This window comes from Spirillospora sp. NPDC052242 (genome assembly GCF_040679555.1).
Taxonomy (GTDB): domain Bacteria; phylum Actinomycetota; class Actinomycetes; order Streptosporangiales; family Streptosporangiaceae; genus Spirillospora.
Window position 1 is genome coordinate 56,811 of record NZ_JBFAUZ010000006.1, and the last position, 16,824, is coordinate 73,634.

Sequence of the window (16,824 nt, forward strand, 5' to 3'; positions counted from 1 at the left end):
GTACTACGTCCTGTACGACATACTACGAGCTGTAGTACTACCTGTCGTCGTAATCCCGATCACGCCCGCCCGGACGGGGCATGACCTTGATCACGCGACGGCGGGACGCAGGCCCGCGAAACGACGAAGCCCCGCCCGGGGAGGGCGGGGCTTCGTCGCGCGCGACGCGTCAGGTGACGGAGATGGCGAGGCTGATCGCCGCGGCGATGAGGAACGCGGTGCCGCCCATGAACGTCTCCATCAGCGTCCAGCTCTTCAGCGTGGTGCGGATGTCGATGTCCATGTAGCGGTTGAACAGCCAGAACCCGGAGTCGTTGACGTGCGACAGGACGGTTCCGCCCGCGGCCACCGCGACCACGACCAGCGCGATCTCCGGCTGCGACAGGCCCGCGTCCGCGATCAGCGGCGCCACGATCGGGGCGGTCGTCACGATCGCCACCGTCTTGGAGCCCAGCGCGACCCGCAGCGCGGTGGCGATCAGGAAGGCGAGCACGATCACCGGCAGCGACGTCTTGCCGAGCAGGTCGGCGAGGGCCTCGCCCGCGCCGGTGTTCTCCAGCACCGCGCCGAACACGCCGCCCGCGCCCGTGACCAGCAGCACCAGCGCCACCGGCCCGAGCGACGCGGACGCCGCCTTCTCCAGGCGCTCCATGCTGAACCCGCCGCGCAGGCCGAGCAGCCAGAACGACAGCAGCGTCGCCACGGTCAGCGCGATGATCGGCGAGCCGATGAACTCGAGCGCCGCCTGCACGTCGCCGTCCGGGAGCACCGTGTCGGCGAACGTGTTCAGCATGATCATCAGGACGGGCAGCAGCATCACGGTGACCGTCACCGCGAACGAGGGCGCGGGCCGCACCGCGACGGCCGTCCCGCCGCCCTTGCCGCCGGAAGCGCCGTCCTCGCCGCCGGCGCCGGACGCGGCGCCGGACTGCTCCCGCGCCTCGCCGACGAGCTGCGCCGGGACGGGCGTGTTCAGCCGGTCGCCGACCTTGATGCCGAACAGGTACGCGCCGATGAACCAGGCGGGCAGGCCGCAGATCAGGCCCATGATCGTCACCCAGCCGAGGCTGGCGCCGAGCAGGCCCGCCGCGGCGACGGGACCGGGATGCGGCGGCAGCACCGCGTGCATGATCGCCAGGCCGCCGACGGCGGGCAGCGCGATGCTGATCAGCGACCGGCCGGACCGCTGCGCCACCGCGTAGATCAGCGGCAGCAGGATGATGAACCCGACGTCGAAGAAGACGGGAACGCCGAAGATCAGCGCCGTCAGTCCGACGGCGAGCGGCGCGCGTTTCTCGCTGAACGCCGCGAGCAGCTTGCCCGACAGGACCTCGGCCGCGCCGGACTCCTGCATGACGCGGCCCAGCATGGCGCCGAGCGCGACGATGATCGCGATCTCGCCGAGCGTGTCGCCCATGCCGGCCTCGAGGACGCCGGGCAGTTCGGTCGGCTTGATGCCGGCCGCGAGGCCGACGCCCACGCTGACCAGGAGCAGCGCGAGGAAGGCGTGCAGCTTGGCCTTGATGACCATCAGCAGCAGCAGCACGATGCCGCCGGCGAGGAGGAGCAGCAGCGCCCACGGCGGCAGCGTCCACGACATGGCCGGCGGGTCGGCGGCCGGCGTGGGCGCGGTGAAGACAGGCAACGTCGCCTCCAGAGGGGATGCGCGGAGCGCAGGGGTGGGTCGGGGCGGGAGCGGGGCGGGGGCGGGGGCGGGGGCGGTCAGTCCCGGTCGAGGGCCGGGCGCTTGGGGTCGAAGGTCCAGCCGGGCACGAGGTACCGCATCGCGGTCGCGTCGTCGCGGGCGCCGAGGCCCTCGCGCAGGTACAGCTCGTGCGCGGCGGCGACGCGCTCCTCGTCGAGCTCGACGCCGAGCCCCGGACCGGACGGCACGGGCAGCAGCCCGTCGGCGATGCGCAGCGGCTCGCGGGTGAGGCGCTGCCCGTCCTGCCAGATCCAGTGCGTGTCGATCGCGGTGATCTCGCCGGGCGCGGCCGCCGCGACGTGCGTGAACATCGCCAGCGAGACGTCGAAGTGGTTGTTGGAGTGCGAGCCCCAGGTCAGGCCCCAGTCGGCGCAGAACTGCGCGACGCGCACCGAACCGGCCATCGTCCAGAAGTGCGGGTCGGCCAGCGGGATGTCGACCGCGCCCGACCGCACCGCGTGGCCGAGCTGCCGCCAGTCGCAGGCGATCATGTTCGTGGCGGTGGGCAGCCCGGTCGCGCGGCGGAACTCCGCCATCGTCTCGCGGCCCGAGTACCCGGCCTCGGTGCCGCACGGGTCCTCGGCGTAGGCGAGGACGTCGCGCAGGCCGCGGCCGACCTCGATCGCCTCGGCCAGCTGCCACGCGCCGTTCGGGTCGAGGGTGATCCGCGCGCCGGGGAACCGCTCGGCCAGCGCCGTCACCGCCGCGGCCTCCTCCGCGGCGGGCAGCACACCGCCCTTGAGCTTGAAGTCGCGGAACCCGTAGCGCTCGTGCGCGGCCTCCGCGAGCCGCACCACCGCGTCCGGGGTCAGCGCCTCCTCGTGCCGGACGCGCGTCCAGGCGTCGGCGTCGTCGCCCGTCTCGTCCTCGGGGGAGCGGTAGGGGAGGTCGGTCTTCGTCCGGTCGCCGACGTAGAAGAGGTACCCGAGCACCGGCACCGCGTCCCGCTGGACGCCGTCGCCGAGCAGTTCGGCGACCGGGACGCCGAGCTGCTTGCCGAGCAGGTCGAGCATCGCCGCCTCGACGGCCGTCGCGGCGTGCACGGTGACGCGCTGGTCGAACGTCTGGCTGCCGCGGCCCCCGGCGTCCCGGCTCGCGAACCGGGTCCGGATCTCGCGCAGCACCGACCGGACGCGCGCGACCGGCCGTCCGACGACGAGGTCCTTCGCGTCGTCCAGGGTGGCGCGAATCGGCTCGCCGCCGGGGACCTCCCCGACGCCGGTGCGTCCCTCGGAGTCGGTGAGGATCACCAGGTTGCGGGTGAAGAACGGCGCGTGGGCGCCGCTGAGGTTGAGCAGCATGCCGTCGTGCCCGGCGACCGGGACCACGCGCATCTCCGCCACCGCGGGCTGCTGTACGGATGTCATGGCCGTCCTTTGATCACGTGGTCGTCAGTCCCGGCCGGGGCGCCCGTCGACGCGGCGCAGCAGCCCGTCCGGGTTGCCGTCCGCGACCGGGCCCGGCAGCAGCTCGGCGGGAACGTTCTGGTAGGCCACCGGGCGCAGGAACCGCTCGACGGCGAGGGTGCCGACGGACGTGGTGCGCGGGTCCGACGTGGCCGGGAACGGCCCGCCGTGCACCATCGCGTGCCCGACCTCGACGCCGGTCGGCCAGCCGTCGAACAGCACCCGTCCCGCCGTCAGCTCCAGCACGTCCAGGAGTTCCGCCGCCTCGGCGCGGTCGCTGCCGGCCGCGTGGACGGTCGCGGTGAGCTGGCCCTCCAGCGCCTCGGCGACCTCCCGCACCTGCGCCGCGTCCCGGCACCGCACCACGATCGAGAAGGCGCCGAACACCTCCTCCTGGAGCGCGCGGTCGCCGATGAACGTGTCGGCGTCCGTGGCGACGAGCGCGGGCCGGCACGCCGCCGGACGATCGTGCGCCGCGCCCTGCGCGAGCACCTCGACGCCCGGACGGGCGGCGACCGCGGCGACGCCGTCGCGGTAGGCGCCCGCGATGCCGGGGGTGAGCATCGTGGACGGCTCGGCGCCGTCCAGCGCGGCCGCCGCGGCGTCCGTGAACGCCTGCAGGCCGGGGCCGTCCACGGCCACGACGACGCCCGGGTTGGTGCAGAACTGCCCGGCGCCCAGCGTCAGCGACCCGGCGAACCCGGCCCCGATCTCGGCCGCCCGCTCGGCGAGCGCGCCCGGCAGCAGGAACACCGGGTTCGTGCTGCTCATCTCCGCGTACACCGGGATCGGACGGGGCCGCGCCTGCGCCGCCGCGACCAGGGCGAGCCCGCCGGTCCGCGAACCGGTGAACCCTACGGCGCGGATCCGCGGGTCGGTCACCAGCGCCGTGCCGAGGTCGGGCCCGTACCCGAACAGCAGCGAGAACGTCCCGGCGGGCAGGCCGCACGCGGCGACCGCGTCCGCGATCGCGCGGGCCACCAGCTCGGACGTCCCGGGGTGGGCGTCGTGCCCCTTCACCACGACGGGGCAACCGGCGGCGAGCGCCGAGGCCGTGTCGCCGCCCGCGACGGAGAACGCCAGCGGGAAGTTGCTCGCGCCGAACACCGCCACCGGGCCCAGCGGCACCCACCGCTGCCGGATGTCGGGGCGCGGCGGCGTCCGGTCGGGCAGCGCCGGGTCGATGCGCGGGACCTCCAGGCCGCCGTCGCGCAGCAGCCGCGCGAACATCCGCAGCTGCCCGGTCGTCCGGCCGCGCTCGCCGGTCAGCCGCGCGACCGGCAGCCCCGACTCGGCGTGCGCCCGCCGGACGAGCGCGTCCCCGAGCGCCTCGATGTTGTCGGCGATCCGCTCCAGGAACTCCGCGCGCCGGACGAGCGGCGCGCGCCGGTACTCGCCGAACGCCGCGGCGGCCGCCGCGCAGGCGCGCTCGACGTCGCCCGCGTCCCCGTAGCCGTACGCCGGTTCCAGCGCGGCGCCGGTGCCCGGGTCGATGGCGCGGATCCGCTGCCCGGAGCCGGCGACCGGCTCCCCGGCGATGATCATGTGCCCGGTGGGCTCCGTCATTCCGTCTCCTCCTCCGCGGGGATCCGCTCGATCAGCTCGCCGAGCTCCTTGACCTCGTCGTCGGCCAGGTCGGTCAGCGGCGCGCGGACCGGCCCGGCCGGATGCCCCGTCACCCGCATGCCCGCCTTGACGATGCTCACCGCGTACCCGGCGCGGCGATTGCGCAGGTCGCAGTACGGCAGGACGAACCCGTCCAGGTAACGCCGGACGGTGGCGTGGTCGTGCGCCCGCACGGCGCGGTAGAACCGCAGCGCGAACTCGGGGACGAAGTTGTACATCGCCGACGAGTAGGTGGTCACGCCCATCTCGAGGTACGGCAGCGCGAACATCTCCGCCGTCGGCAGCCCGCCGACGTAGGTGAGCCGGTCGCCGAGGCGGGTGTGGATGCGCGTCATCATCTCGATGTCGCCGACGCCGTCCTTGAACCCGACCAGGTTCGGGCACGCCTCGGCGAGCCGCGCGACCGTGGTGTCGGAGTACACCGCGTTGGCCCGGCTGTAGACGATCACGCCCAGCCCGGTGGCGTCGCACACCGCGCGCACGTGCTCGAACAGGCCGTCCTGCGACGCCTCGGTCAGGTACGGCGGCAGCAGCAGGAGCCCGGCGGCGCCCGCGCGTTCGGCGGCGCGCGCCAGCTCGATCGCGGTGGCGGTGCCGTAGCCCGCGGGCGCGATCACCGGGACGCCGTCCGGCGCCTCCTGCACGGCGGCGGTCACGACCGCCTCGACCTCCGCCGGGGTCAGCGAGAAGAACTCCCCGGTGCCGCCCGCCGCGAACAGGCCGGCCGCGTCGTACCGCCCGAGCCGGCCGATGTTCGCGCGGTACGCCGGCTCGTCGAAGCTCAGATCGTCGCGGAAATGGGTCACCGGGAACGACAGCAGCCCACCGGCCAGCCGTTCGGCGACCTCAGCGGGCGTGAACTGGGACATTGAACTCTTTCCTTCAGGTCGGTGAACGCTTGCGGTGACGTTAGGCTCGGACATCGATGCAAGTCCAACTCCGAAATAGCATCCACTGATACTCAAAAGGCATCGATGTTCACGATCAATCAGCTCGCCGGATTCGTCGCCGTCGCCGAGGAGGGGCACTTCGGGCGGGCGGCGCAGCGGCTGAACATGACGCAGCCGCCGCTGAGCCGGCAGATCCAGCAGCTCGAGAAGGAACTGCGGGTACGGCTGATCGACCGCAGCAGCCGCACCGTGCGCCTCACCCCCGCCGGGCGCGCGTTCCTGCACGACGCGCGCCGCCTGCTGCACGACGCCGAGGACGCCGCCCAGTCCGTCCGCCGCGTGACCGAGGGACGGTCGGGCGTGCTGCGGCTCGGCTTCACCGCGACGTCGGCCTACGGCGTGCTGGGCAACCTGCTCCGCACGGCGGCCGGGCACCTCCCGCACATCGAGATCGTCCTGCGCGAGCTCGTCACCCGCGACCAGCTCGAACGCCTCGCCGGGGGCGACCTCGACCTCGGTCTCGTCCGGCCGCCCGTGCCGCCCGGCCTGGAGGCGCGCCCGCTCGGCTCCGAGCCGCTCCTCGCCGCGCTGCCCGCCGACCATCCGCTGTGCGCCGAGGACGAACTCGACCTCGCCGACTTCCACGGCGAACGCGTGATCGGCTACGCGCCGTTCGAGGCGCGGTACTTCCACGACCTCGTGGTGAGCGTCTTCCGCGAGTCGGGCGTGCACCCCGCGTACGTCCAGCACGCCCACCAGGTCCACACGGTGCTCGCCCTCGTCGAGGTGGGCCTCGGCATCGCGCTCGTCCCCGCCACCGCGTCCCGCCTGCGGCTCCAGGGCGTCACGCTGCGCCCCGTCCGCCTGCCGAACCCCGAACCCGTGGAGCTGCACCTGACCTGGCGGGCCGCGAACGACAACCCGGTCCTGCACGCCTTCCTCGACCTGCTTTCCTGAGCCGGACGCGCCGCCGAGATGCGGCGCCGCGGCCGTCCGGCGCCCGCCGCGACGAGCGCGAACGGGGTCGTTTCCGCCTGTCGGCAGGGCGGGACGCGGGCGCTACCCCTTCGCCGTGCCGCGCCGGTCGGCCGGAAGGACGTACGTTCCTTGCCGACCGCGCTGACCACGAGGCCGCGCTCCTTCAACTCCGCGAGTGCGCCTTCCGCCGTTCGGGCGGACACGTCGAACTCCTCCCGGATGCCTCGGACGCTCGGCACGGGCGTGTTCACGGGATAGGTGCCGTCTTCGATCCGGCTTTCGATGATGTCCGCGACGTTCGGCGGGGACGCGCGCAACGTGACGCTCGTCGGCGAGTCGTCCGGCGCCATCGGCGCGTGCGCCCACCTGGCCGCGCCCGGCTCGGCCGGCCTGTTCGACCGCGTGATCATGCAGAGCGCCCCGTGCGCCGCGCGGTGGGCGCCGTCCATGGCGCTGGCCAACAACCCGCGGCCCCGCGAGCAGGCCGAACGCGACGGCCGCGCGCTCGTCGACCGGCTCGGCCTCGGCGCCGCGCCGACCGCCGAACGGCTCCGCCGCGTCCCCGTCGCGGACCTGCTGAAGGCCGCCGCCGACCCCGCGCAGCCCGGGTTCGGCCCGGTCGTCGGCGGCCGCGTCCGGCCCGAGGACCCGGCCCGCGCCATCGAACGCGGCCGCTTCCACCGGGTGCCGGTCCTCGCCGGGATCAACCGCCACGAGGAGCGCATGCACGTGTGGGGCCTGGAGACGGCGAAGTACGGCGGGCCGCTCCCCGCGGACGCCTACGCCGCCGAGGTCCGCGCCGCGTTCGGCCGGTCGCGCGGCGGGCTCCCGACCCGCTCACGGCCCCCGTCCGCGCGGCCGCGTGCGGGTGCTGATCCGGACGGGGAGAATGTTCCGGCAGAGACGGGGCATAAGGATGGCCCCCGGCGGCGTTAGACTGACCGAATCACTCTTCATCATTTTTACGGCGCCCCAGCGCCAGGCTCGTCCTTGCAGCCCACGAAATCCGATACGTGGTGCCTCCCGAGACGTGCCCCCCTCTCGGAAGGTATTGCGTGACCACAGCCACTGCTGCTCAGAACCCGACCGCCGACGCCGCCACCGCGGCCGAGGAGCGGGTTCCCACCTTCGCCGAGCTCGGTCTCCCGGCCGAGCTGGTGAACGCCCTGGCCCGCCAGGGCATCGACGCCCCGTTCCCGATCCAGGCCGCCGCGATCCCCGACATCATGGCGGGGCACGACGTCCTCGGCCGCGGCAAGACGGGGTCCGGCAAGACCCTCGCGTTCGGCCTGCCGCTGCTCGCCCGCCTGTCCGGCCGCCGCGCCGCCCCGAAGCGCCCCCTCGCGCTGATCCTCGTCCCGACCCGTGAACTCGCCCAGCAGGTCCAGACCAACCTGGAGCCGCTCGGCCGGTCCCTCGGCCTGAAGTTCAAGACCGTCATCGGCCAGACCTCGATGTTCAAGCAGATCGACGCGCTGCGCCGCGGCGTCGAGGTGCTGGTCGCCACGCCCGGCCGCCTCAAGGACCTGATGCAGCAGGGCGCATGTGACCTGTCCGACGTCGAGATCGCGGTGCTCGACGAGGCCGACCACATGGCCGACATGGGCTTCCTGCCCGACGTGACCGACATCCTCGACCAGGCCCGGCTCGGCGGGCAGCGGCTGCTGTTCTCCGCGACCCTCGACAAGGACGTCGACGTCCTCGTCCGCCGCTACCTGCAGGACCCGGTCACCCACGCGATCGGCCCCGTCGACGAGTCCGTCGACACGATGGACCACCACCTGCTGCTCGTCGCGCCGAAGGACAAGGGCGCGATCACCGCCGAGATCGCCAACCGCGAGGGCCGGACGATCCTGTTCGCCCGCACCAAGCACGGCGTCGACCGGCTCGCCAAGCAGCTCACCCAGGTCGGCGTGCGCGCGGCGGGCCTGCACGGCGGCAAGAGCCAGGGCCTGCGCACCCGCACGCTCGCCGAGTTCCGTGAGGGCAACATCAGCGTCCTCGTCGCGACCGACGTCGCCGCGCGCGGCATCCACGTCGACGACGTGAGCCTCGTCATGCACGTCGACCCGCCCGCCGACCACAAGGACTACATGCACCGCGCCGGACGGACGGCGCGCGCCGGCGAGCGCGGCACCGTCGTCACGCTCGTCCTGCCGCACCAGGTGCGCTCGACGTCCGCGATGACCCGCCGCGCCGGGATCAACGCGCCGCGCGTCCGGGTGTCCAGCGGCGACGCCGAACTGGTCAAGCTGACCGGGGCGCGCGTCCCGTCCGGCATCCCGATCGAGGAGCCGCTGATCCCGGAGCGTCCGCGCCGCGAGAACGGCGGCGGGCGGGGCCGTCCGGGCGGGCGCCGCGGCTACGGGGGGCGCGGTTCGCGCTCGTCCGGCGGTGAGCGCCGCGGCGGCGGCCCGCGCAGCGGCGGCGGCTCGGCGCACAGCGGTTCCGGACACAGCGGTTCCGGGCACGGTGGTTCCGGGCACGGCGGCGGCCGGCGCGGCGGCTCCTACGGGGGCAAGCGCGGCGGCGGTGGCGGCGACCGGAGCGCGGCCCGCTACAACTGACCCGTCCTGAGCACGTGAAACGACCCCGTCCCGGGTTTCCGGGGCGGGGTCGTTTCACGTGGAACATTCGCACCGCCCCAGGGGACGGGACGAGCGGTCAGCCCGTCTCCTCGCGGACGTCGTCCGCGTCGGCCTCCGCGCCCCGTGCGGCCCGCGAGCCGTTCGAGCCGTTCGCCCCGGTCGTTTCGTTCGTCCCGCCCGAGCCGTTCGTCCCGTGCGCCGCGTTCTCGGCGCGCAGGCGGTCCTGGAGAAGTTGCAGGCCCTCGAGGCCGTCGACGGAGAGGGCGGCGAGTTCGTCCAGCGACATCAGCGGGTTCGTACGCAGCGGCGGCTGCCAGCCCTGCTCGGGATCGTGGCTGCGCAGCACCTTCGCGGGGACGCCGCCGATGACCGAGTGGTCAGGGAACTCGCCGCGGACGACCGCGCCGCCGGCCACGGCGACGTTCCGGCCGAGCCGGGTGCCGGGCAGGATGATCGCGCCGGTGCCGATCCAGCAGCCGTCGCCGATCACCACCGGGTTGTTCTCGGGCCACTGCCGCCCGATCGGCACGTCGAGGTCGCCGTAGGTGTGGTTCTGGTCGGTGATGTACACGTTCGGGCCGGTGAACACGTCGTTGCCGATCTCGATCGACTGGTGCCCGACGATGTGCGTGCCGCGGCCGAGCGAGCAGCTCGACCCGATCGTCACGACGACGTCCGGTCCGAGGTCGAGGCCCGGGACGAACCCGGCGGAGATCGTGACGTGCGTCCCGACGAGGGTGTGGTCGCCGATCGAGATCCACGGTTCGCCGTAGATCGCGCCGACGGGGAAGCCGATGCAGGCGCCCTCGCCGAGGTAGGCGAACCGGCGGGCGCCGTGGGTGTGGGGGGTGATCTCGCCGTGCCGCTGGATCCACTCCCAGGTCCGGTGCACGGCGGTGTGCAGGCCCCGGCGGGCGCGGTCCTTGGCGAGGACGCCCAGGCGCCGCGGCACCGAGCGGGATTCTGCCGACATGCGGTTCACCGTACCGGTTGGTAGCGGCGGACGGGACGGGCGGGACGGGACGGGAGGGACCGGACGTGAAAGGGCCCGGTCCGCACGGACCGGGCCCTCTTCCACTGAGCCTTACGCATGCACACGACCGATCACGTACCACGGCCGAAAGGGGTTGCTAGTGCGGTGAGTGCACCTGGCCGTCCACGTCGGCGCCGCTGACCGTCATCGAGTCGGCGGAGGTGGCCTCCCCCTCCTCCGAACGGTCCGCCATGTCCTTCATGGCGCTGCGCCGGGTCATCATCACGCCCGCCGCGCCGGCCGCGAGGGCCGTGCCCGCCATGGCCATCATCATGACGGTCGACGGCCGGGTGCGCCGCGGCGGTTCCACCCGGTGAGCCATGTCGTTCATGAACGTGCTCACCCGCGGGGCGAGGCCCGTCTCCACATAACGGGCGGCCCGCCGCAGCCGGGGCGCGCTCCAGCCGCGCGCGACCATGACGCGCTCGTTCGCGGCCGGCATGAACCGGTCGGCCGCCATGGTGGCCTGCCGCCGGCACATGTTCGCACCCTGCATGGCCGCCTGCCGGGCACGCTCGTACCCCGTGTACACGCCGTCTGGCGGCCTGCGACGGATACTGATCTTTAGGGACACGCTAACCTCCCTGTTTGCGAGGTCCTGTCTGCAGCCTTCCCGTGCATCGGAAGGTAAACACCGTACGAGTGACCGTCCGACCGCGTAGGGTGATGGTTTCCGGTATGTCGGAGCTGCACGGTTTGCGGGCAGGAACCGGCCGAACTGCACGAACGAGATCCGGACCCGACCGTCCGGACGACCATGAGGAGGCCCGCGTGGCCAACGAGATCTTCGCGAACCTCGACACGACGCTCGGCAAGATCGTCGTCCAGCTGTACCCGGACCAGGCGCCCGAGACGGTCGCCAACTTTGTCGACCTCGCCGAGGGCAACAAGGTCTGGACCGACCCGAACACCCGCCAGAAGACCGAGAAGCCCCTCTATAACGGGACGATCTTCCACCGCGTCATCGACGGGTTCATGATCCAGGGCGGCGACCCGCTCGGCAACGGCACCGGCGGCCCCGGCTACGAGTTCGGCGACGAGTTCCACCCGGACCTGAAGTTCGACCGGCCGTACCTGCTGGCCATGGCGAACGCCGGGCCCGGCACGAACGGGTCGCAGTTCTTCATCACCACCAACGTCCAGAACACCCGCCACCTCACCGGCCGGCACACGATCTTCGGCAAGGTCATCGAGGGCACCGACGTCGTCGACAAGATCGTCCAGACGCCGACCGGCGCGATGGACCGCCCGAAGACCGACGTCGTGATCCGCACGGTGACGATCGAGCGTCGTTAATCGTTGAGAGGGTGAGAGCCCGCACCGCGACGCCGGAGTACGGATGAGCACAGAACCCAGTCCCGCGCCCGACACCTCGGTGCCGACCTGCTACCGGCACCCGGGGCGGGAGACGTACGTGCGCTGCACGCGGTGCGACCGCTACATCTGCCCGGACTGCATGCGCGAGGCCGACGTCGGCCACCAGTGCGTGGAGTGCGTCGCCGAGGGCAACCGGGACGCGCACCGGACGGCGCCCCGCACCGCGCTGGGCGCCCGCGTCGCGGCGTCGTCCACCCCGGTGGTGACGTACGCGCTGATCGGCGCCTGCGTCCTGGTGTACCTGTTCGAGCGCGCGTCCCGCGAGGTCGTCTTCGACTACATGATGGTCGGCCTCGGGCTGCTCGACGGGCGGCTCGTCGGCGTCGCCGAGGGCGAGTGGTACCGGCTCGTCACCTCGATGTTCCTGCACCAGACCGAGGGATCGTTCGGCATCACCCACATCCTGTTCAACATGTGGGCGCTGTGGGCGATCGGCCCGTCGCTGGAGCAGGTGCTCGGACGGTGGCGCTACCTCGCCCTCTACCTGCTGTCGGGCCTCGGCGGCTCGGTGCTGCTGTACCTGGTGTCGCCCGGCGAGGCCGCGGTGGGCGCGTCCGGCGCCATCTTCGGACTGTTCGGGGCCTTCTTCGTGATCGGCCGCCGGATGCGCGCCCCCACCGGACCCATCGTGTTCCTGCTGGTGATCAACCTGATCATCACGTTCTCGGTGCCCGGGATCTCCTGGCAGGGCCACGTCGGCGGGCTGGTCGTGGGCGCCGCGCTCGCGGCCGCGTACGCCTACGCGCCGAAGGCGCGCCGCCTCGCCGTCCACGTCGCGGCGCCCGTCCTCACACTGGTGCTGCTGGGCGTGCTGGTGGCGGTCAAGACGGCGGACCTGTCCGCGCAGTACGGGCTGTAGGAGCTATGGGGCGGCCCAGGGGTGCGTCCCCTGGGCTACCTCCACTTCGTGGACAGGATGACGCCGAGGATGATGGCGGTGAATCCGATGCCGAGGTTCCAGTTGTGCAGGTCCGTCATGAACGGCACCTCGGTGCCGGTGCTCGCCGTGACGTAGAAGACCGCGATCCAGATCAGGCCGACCAGCCACAGCGTGATCATCGTGGGCACCAGCCAGCGCGGGCTGACCTCGGGCGCCTTGGACTTCTGCGGCGGGGTGTAGACCGCCTTCTTGCGCACTTTCGACTTGGCCACGGTGGTCGATCTCCTCGGGCGTCCGGCGGCCGGAGCGCCGGACCGCGCATGGGTGTTTTGTCGGTTAGCGTATCCGCTGGGGCACGGCGCACCGGCCCCGGCATGAGGCATCATCCCAGTTTTCACGCTACCGGCGGGAGACCCGACATCGAGCCGTTCAAGGAGGGGGACGCGCGGTGCGGACGCTGATCCGTGGACTGGGCGAACTGTGCATCACCGCCGGACTGATCCTGATGCTGTTCCTGACGTACGAACTGTGGGGAACCGGCCAGTACACGCGGGACCAGCAGAACCGCCTCACCGAGCGGCTCCTCGAACGCTGGGAGGCCCCCGAGGTCACCACCGAGCAGGTCGAACTCGGCTCCGGCATCGCGATGCTGCGCGTCCCCGAGTTCGGGGACGACTACGGCTTCGTCGTCGTCGAGGGCGTCGAGCGCGACGACCTGCGCAAGGGCCCCGGCCACTACCCCGGCAGCGCCATGCCGGGCGAGGTCGGCAACTTCGTCGTGTCCGGCCACCGCACGACGTACTCCGCGCCGTTCAACGACCTCGGCGAACTCGAACGCGGCGACGAGATCCTCATCGACACGCGCGAGAAGCAGTACGTCTACAAGGTCACCGGGCGCGACATCGTCGAACCGACGGCCGTCGAGGTCACCGCGCCCGTCCCGTACCACCCGGGGAAGAAGCCCGGCGAGCGGCTCATCACCCTCACCACCTGCCACCCGAAGTACTCCGACGCCGAACGCATGATCGTCTTCGGCGAGCTGACCGCCGCGAAGCCGCGCGTCCCGACCGCCGCGGCCGCCGAGTAGGAGGGGTTCTGCGTGTACGCGTGGATCTGGCGCCGGCTGCCCGGCGCGTGGCACACCAAGCTCGCGGTCGCGGCGGCCGCCGTCCTCGCGCTCGTCCTGGTGCTGTGGAACGTCGTGTTCCCGTGGGTGGAGCCGAAGGTCCAGTTCGACCACGGTGTCGTCACGGGGACGCCGTCCCCGTCGTCGTCCCCGGAGCCGGGGCTGCCGTGAGCCCGCGCGTCCTCGTCGTGGACAACCACGACAGCTTCGTCTTCAACATCGTCCAGTACCTGCGGGAACTCGGCGCCGACTGCCGCGTCGCGTTCCGCGAGGACGTCGCGGTCGGCGACGCCGCCCGGGTGGACGGCGTCCTGCTGAGCCCCGGCCCCGGACGCCCCGCGGACGCGGGCGTCTGCACCGCGCTCGTCCGGTCGGGGGCGCCCGTGCTCGGCGTGTGCCTCGGCCACCAGGTCATCGCGCACGCCCACGGCGCCGTCGTGTCCCGGGCGCCCGAGATCGTCCACGGGTCCACCGGCCTGATCGGGCACGACGGCCGCGGCGTCTTCGCGGGCCTGCCGAACCCGTTCCCCGCGACCCGGTACCACTCGCTCGCCGTCGAGGCCGCGACCGTCCCGGACGTCCTGGAGATCACCGCCCGGACCCCGGACGGCGTCGTCATGGGCCTCCGGCACCGTGCGGCCCCCGTCGAGGGCGTCCAGTTCCACCCGGAGTCGGTGCTGTCGGTCGGCGGCCGCACGCTCCTGCGGAACTGGCTGGACACCCTCTGACCAGGGCATTCCCGACTCGCAGAAAATTCTGGTTGAAATCCGTAACGTTCGGACGCCCGGGGCCGAAGACCATATCGAGGGCTTCCGCCATTGCCCCCGAGTGGCGGAAGCCCTCTTCGCATGTCACCGCCCTCGCGCGAGGACGGCCACCGCCTCCGCCACCTGTTCGGCGGCCGGCATCGACTCCGGCGCCAGCAGCGCCTGCTGCGCGAACCCGACGACCATCGCGTGCACGAGCGATCCGAGCGCCCGCGCCGTGGCGTCGTCCACCTCGTCGCCCTCCACTCCGAGCACCATCGCGGCCAGCTCCCGGCGGCCCCGCTCGACGGCCTCCAGCAGCGGCGCCCGCACCTCCTCGCTGAACTGGGCCTCGGTGTACGCCTGCGTGCTCGCGACGAGCAAGTCCCGCTGCCGGGGGATCGCGGCGAACAGTTCGTCCAGGAACGCCCGCAGCCGCTCCGCCGGGCTCGCCTCGCCCGCCGCCCGCACCGCCGCCTCGATCGTGTCGCCCCACTCGTCGCTGGCCTGCAGCACCGCCACGGCCATCAGCTTGTCCTTCGAGCCGAAGTGGTACCCGATCGACGCCAGGTGCGCGCCCGACGCGCCCGCGATGTCCCGCGCGGTCGTCCGGCTGTAGCCCTTCTCGGCGAGGCAGGTCCGTGCGCCCGCCAGCAAGTCCTCACGCTGTCCCATCCCGGCAGTGTACGTACGTACGTTTTGACACGCGATTTGTACGTACGTACGATCGCGCCATGCGCGTCGCCGTCCTGCTCCTGCCCGCACTGCTCGTCTCGATGGACCTGTCGATCCTGTTCGTCGCCGCCCCGTCCATCTCCGCCGCCCTCACGCCCACCGGCACCGAATGGCTGTGGATGATGGACGTCTACGGCTTCGTCATGGCCGGACTGCTGATCACCATGGGCTCCCTCGGCGACCGCATCGGCCGCCGCCGCCTCCTCCTCGCCGGCTCCGCCCTCTTCGGCGCCGCGTCCGCGCTCCTCGCCCTCGCCACCGAACCCTGGACGTTCGTCCTGGCCAGGGCCCTCCTCGGCATCGGCGGCGCCACCCTCGCCCCCGCCACCCTCTCCCTCATCCGCGCCCTGTACCCCGACGAGCGCCGCCGCCGCGCGGCCGTCGGCGCCTGGACCGTCGCGTTCACCGGCGGCTCCGTCGCGGGCCCCATCGCCGGCGGGTTCCTGCTCGAGCACTTCCGGTGGGGCTCGATCTTCCTCGTCAACGTCCCCGTGATGCTGCTCCTCCTGGTCGCCGCCCCGCTCCTGATCGAGGAGTCCCGCGACCCCGAGGACGCCCGGTTCGACCTGCTCGGCGCCGTCCTCGCCCTCCCCGCAGTCCTCGGACTCGTCTTCGCGCTGAAGCACGCCGCCTCGCACGGCCCGGACGCCCGCGCGGTGGCGGCCGCCGCCGTCGGCGCGGCGTTCACGGCCGCGTTCGTCCTGCGCCAGCGGCGCGCCGCCCACCCGCTGATCGACGCCGGGATGTTCCGCGCCCGCGCCTTCTCCGCCGCGATCGCCGCCAACACCACGATTTCCCTCGCGGCCTCCGGCGTCGGCGTCCTCGCGTTCACGTTCATGCAGGCCGTGCACGGCCTGAGCGCCCTGCACGCCGCGCTCGCCGCACTGCCGACCTTCGCCGGGACGATCGCCGGCGCGACCCTCGCGGGCGTGCTCGCACCGCGCGTCCGTCCGGCGCTTCTCCTCGCGTCCGGCCTCGCCCTCGTCGCCGCCGGGTTCGCCGTCATCGCGCAGATCGGCGCCGACACGCCCCTGTGGGCCTTCATCGCGGGCTACACGGTCCTGACCGTCGGCACGGGCGTCACCGGCACCCTGGCCAACAGCCTCGTCCTCGGCTCGGCGCCCCCCGAGCGCGCCGGGGCCGCCGCGGGCGTCTCCGAGACCAGCACCGAACTCGGCGCCGCCCTGGGCATCGCCGTCCTCGGCACGGCCGCCACCACCGTCTACCGCACCACCATGGAGGACACGGCGGCCACCGGCCCCGCGACCGAGACCATCGCCGCCGCCCTCACCGACCCCGGCCTCGCCGACGCCGCCACGGCCGCCTACACGAGCGGCGTCACCACGGCGGCCGGCATCAGCGCGGCCGTCCTGATCCCGGTCATCGCCCTGGTCGCGTGGGCACTCCGCGGCACCCGCCCGTCCTGACCATGCTCGGACGGGACGGCGACCCCGTTCCCCCGATCGTCAATACGCACTATTACGCATACCGGGCGCCCTTTCCCGCGTGCGATCATTTCGGGCGGCCGGTGCCCCGGTGGCCGGCAGGCCGGTACCGGCCCGGACGACGGCTGCCCGAGACGGCAACACGAGGCCGAAGCCGCCCGAACCGGCCGATGCCCCGCACCGGACGAACTGGCCAAGGCCCTGGACACCCTGCGAGACTTCCTCCGCCGACCTGGCCGGACGCTGCACCCCGACGACATCTGCCCCTGCCACGACCCCCAAGAGGCAC

General features: G+C 73.0%; 17 protein-coding genes and 1 pseudogene. 9 read left to right on the plus strand and 9 right to left on the minus strand.

The annotated features are described in order from the left end of the window. Nucleotides 1–169 precede the first annotated feature (169 nt). The 4 genes from AB0L25_RS06665 to kdgD all read right to left on the minus strand — a co-directional run bounded on the left by AB0L25_RS06665 (nucleotide 170) and on the right by kdgD (nucleotide 5,606). Nucleotides 170–1,645 (minus strand): GntP family permease, encoded by a 1,476-nt coding sequence (locus AB0L25_RS06665; RefSeq protein WP_500169341.1) that lies wholly within the window; start codon nucleotides 1,643–1,645, stop codon nucleotides 170–172. 77 nt (nucleotides 1,646–1,722) lie between these two features. After that, nucleotides 1,723–3,072 (minus strand): enolase C-terminal domain-like protein, encoded by a 1,350-nt coding sequence (locus tag AB0L25_RS06670; RefSeq protein WP_500169343.1) that lies wholly within the window; start codon nucleotides 3,070–3,072, stop codon nucleotides 1,723–1,725. 24 nt (nucleotides 3,073–3,096) lie between these two features. Further along, nucleotides 3,097–4,677 carry an aldehyde dehydrogenase (NADP(+)) gene (locus tag AB0L25_RS06675; RefSeq protein WP_500169345.1) on the minus strand — a complete coding sequence of 527 codons (1,581 nt, stop codon included), beginning with the start codon at nucleotides 4,675–4,677 and terminating at the stop codon, nucleotides 3,097–3,099. Beyond that, a complete protein-coding gene (kdgD, locus tag AB0L25_RS06680; RefSeq protein ID WP_500169347.1) occupies nucleotides 4,674–5,606 on the minus strand; it encodes a 5-dehydro-4-deoxyglucarate dehydratase in 933 nt (310 codons plus the stop codon). The genes AB0L25_RS06675 and kdgD overlap by 4 nt, the downstream gene beginning before the upstream one ends. 105 nt (nucleotides 5,607–5,711) lie before the next feature. On the opposite strand from kdgD, the gene AB0L25_RS06685 reads away from it, so the two are divergent. Continuing rightward, nucleotides 5,712–6,584 (plus strand): LysR substrate-binding domain-containing protein, encoded by an 873-nt coding sequence (locus tag AB0L25_RS06685; protein WP_500169349.1) that lies wholly within the window; start codon nucleotides 5,712–5,714, stop codon nucleotides 6,582–6,584. A 212-nt stretch (nucleotides 6,585–6,796) separates the two neighbouring features. Here the strand turns inward: AB0L25_RS06685 and AB0L25_RS06690 are convergent. Then, a pseudogene (locus AB0L25_RS06690) lies at nucleotides 6,797–6,955 on the minus strand (hypothetical protein); the annotation flags it as partial. Here AB0L25_RS06690 and AB0L25_RS06695 point away from each other — a divergent pair. Continuing rightward, nucleotides 6,888–7,541 (plus strand): carboxylesterase family protein, encoded by a 654-nt coding sequence (locus tag AB0L25_RS06695; RefSeq protein WP_500169350.1) that lies wholly within the window; start codon nucleotides 6,888–6,890, stop codon nucleotides 7,539–7,541. The pseudogene AB0L25_RS06690 and the gene AB0L25_RS06695 sit on opposite strands and share 68 nt — an antisense overlap. Nucleotides 7,542–7,660: 119 nt before the next feature. Next, the gene (locus AB0L25_RS06700; protein WP_500169352.1) at nucleotides 7,661–9,172 is read left to right on the plus strand and encodes a DEAD/DEAH box helicase; all 1,512 of its coding nucleotides are present in this window, start codon (nucleotides 7,661–7,663) and stop codon (nucleotides 9,170–9,172) included. A 97-nt stretch (nucleotides 9,173–9,269) separates the two neighbouring features. Here the strand turns inward: AB0L25_RS06700 and AB0L25_RS06705 are convergent, their stop codons facing one another. Both AB0L25_RS06705 and AB0L25_RS06710 read right to left on the minus strand, forming a co-directional pair. Next, nucleotides 9,270–10,166 (minus strand): acyltransferase, encoded by an 897-nt coding sequence (locus tag AB0L25_RS06705; RefSeq protein ID WP_500169353.1) that lies wholly within the window; start codon nucleotides 10,164–10,166, stop codon nucleotides 9,270–9,272. A gap of 157 nt (nucleotides 10,167–10,323) precedes the next feature. Further along, nucleotides 10,324–10,707 carry a hypothetical protein gene (locus AB0L25_RS06710; RefSeq protein ID WP_500169354.1) on the minus strand — a complete coding sequence of 128 codons (384 nt, stop codon included), beginning with the start codon at nucleotides 10,705–10,707 and terminating at the stop codon, nucleotides 10,324–10,326. Nucleotides 10,708–10,997: 290 nt separating this feature from the next. On the opposite strand from AB0L25_RS06710, the gene AB0L25_RS06715 reads away from it, so the two are divergent. Then, on the plus strand, nucleotides 10,998–11,522 hold the full coding sequence (locus tag AB0L25_RS06715) for a peptidylprolyl isomerase (protein ID WP_500169356.1): 525 nt from the start codon (nucleotides 10,998–11,000) through the stop codon (nucleotides 11,520–11,522). Between the two features lie 43 nt (nucleotides 11,523–11,565). Continuing rightward, a complete protein-coding gene (locus AB0L25_RS06720) occupies nucleotides 11,566–12,462 on the plus strand; it encodes a rhomboid family intramembrane serine protease (RefSeq protein WP_500169358.1) in 897 nt (298 codons plus the stop codon). A gap of 35 nt (nucleotides 12,463–12,497) precedes the next feature. Here AB0L25_RS06720 and AB0L25_RS06725 read toward each other — a convergent pair whose 3' ends face one another. Further along, the gene (locus AB0L25_RS06725; RefSeq protein ID WP_229816766.1) at nucleotides 12,498–12,755 is read right to left on the minus strand and encodes a cell division protein CrgA; all 258 of its coding nucleotides are present in this window, start codon (nucleotides 12,753–12,755) and stop codon (nucleotides 12,498–12,500) included. Nucleotides 12,756–12,931: 176 nt separating this feature from the next. Between AB0L25_RS06725 and AB0L25_RS06730 the strand changes: the two genes are divergently transcribed. From AB0L25_RS06730 to AB0L25_RS06740, 3 genes are read left to right on the plus strand one after another with little or no spacing between them, the layout of a single operon-like run. Further along, nucleotides 12,932–13,570: a class E sortase gene (locus tag AB0L25_RS06730; protein WP_500169360.1), complete on the plus strand. Its 639-nt coding sequence runs from the start codon at nucleotides 12,932–12,934 to the stop codon at nucleotides 13,568–13,570. A 12-nt stretch (nucleotides 13,571–13,582) separates the two neighbouring features. Further along, on the plus strand, nucleotides 13,583–13,780 hold the full coding sequence (locus AB0L25_RS06735) for a hypothetical protein (RefSeq protein WP_500169362.1): 198 nt from the start codon (nucleotides 13,583–13,585) through the stop codon (nucleotides 13,778–13,780). Further along, nucleotides 13,777–14,337: an anthranilate synthase component II gene (locus AB0L25_RS06740; RefSeq protein WP_500169364.1), complete on the plus strand. Its 561-nt coding sequence runs from the start codon at nucleotides 13,777–13,779 to the stop codon at nucleotides 14,335–14,337. Before AB0L25_RS06735 ends, AB0L25_RS06740 begins: the two co-directional genes overlap by 4 nt. Before the next feature lie 123 nt (nucleotides 14,338–14,460). Here AB0L25_RS06740 and AB0L25_RS06745 read toward each other — a convergent pair whose 3' ends face one another. Continuing rightward, nucleotides 14,461–15,030, minus strand: a complete 570-nt coding sequence (locus tag AB0L25_RS06745; protein WP_500169366.1) for a TetR/AcrR family transcriptional regulator — start codon at nucleotides 15,028–15,030, stop codon at nucleotides 14,461–14,463. 59 nt (nucleotides 15,031–15,089) lie between these two features. On the opposite strand from AB0L25_RS06745, the gene AB0L25_RS06750 reads away from it, so the two are divergent. Further along, nucleotides 15,090–16,517, plus strand: coding sequence for an MFS transporter (locus AB0L25_RS06750; protein ID WP_500169368.1), 1,428 nt, complete (start codon nucleotides 15,090–15,092; stop codon nucleotides 16,515–16,517). Nucleotides 16,518–16,824: the final 307 nt, after the last annotated feature.

What these genes read in the sequence shown, in the direction of transcription:
- AB0L25_RS06670 (WP_500169343.1), bottom strand. Translation starts at nt 3,072, where the DNA reads ATGACATCCGTACAGCAGCCCGCGGTGGCGGAGATGCGCGTGGTCCCG.
- AB0L25_RS06675 (WP_500169345.1), bottom strand. Translation starts at nt 4,677, where the DNA reads ATGACGGAGCCCACCGGGCACATGATCATCGCCGGGGAGCCGGTCGCC.
- kdgD (WP_500169347.1), bottom strand. Translation starts at nt 5,606, where the DNA reads ATGTCCCAGTTCACGCCCGCTGAGGTCGCCGAACGGCTGGCCGGTGGG.
- AB0L25_RS06685 (WP_500169349.1), top strand. Translation starts at nt 5,712, where the DNA reads ATGTTCACGATCAATCAGCTCGCCGGATTCGTCGCCGTCGCCGAGGAG.
- AB0L25_RS06695 (WP_500169350.1), top strand. Translation starts at nt 6,888, where the DNA reads ATGATGTCCGCGACGTTCGGCGGGGACGCGCGCAACGTGACGCTCGTC.
- AB0L25_RS06705 (WP_500169353.1), bottom strand. Translation starts at nt 10,166, where the DNA reads ATGTCGGCAGAATCCCGCTCGGTGCCGCGGCGCCTGGGCGTCCTCGCC.
- AB0L25_RS06710 (WP_500169354.1), bottom strand. Translation starts at nt 10,707, where the DNA reads ATGTGCCGGCGGCAGGCCACCATGGCGGCCGACCGGTTCATGCCGGCC.
- AB0L25_RS06720 (WP_500169358.1), top strand. Translation starts at nt 11,566, where the DNA reads ATGAGCACAGAACCCAGTCCCGCGCCCGACACCTCGGTGCCGACCTGC.
- AB0L25_RS06745 (WP_500169366.1), bottom strand. Translation starts at nt 15,030, where the DNA reads ATGGGACAGCGTGAGGACTTGCTGGCGGGCGCACGGACCTGCCTCGCC.
- AB0L25_RS06750 (WP_500169368.1), top strand. Translation starts at nt 15,090, where the DNA reads ATGCGCGTCGCCGTCCTGCTCCTGCCCGCACTGCTCGTCTCGATGGAC.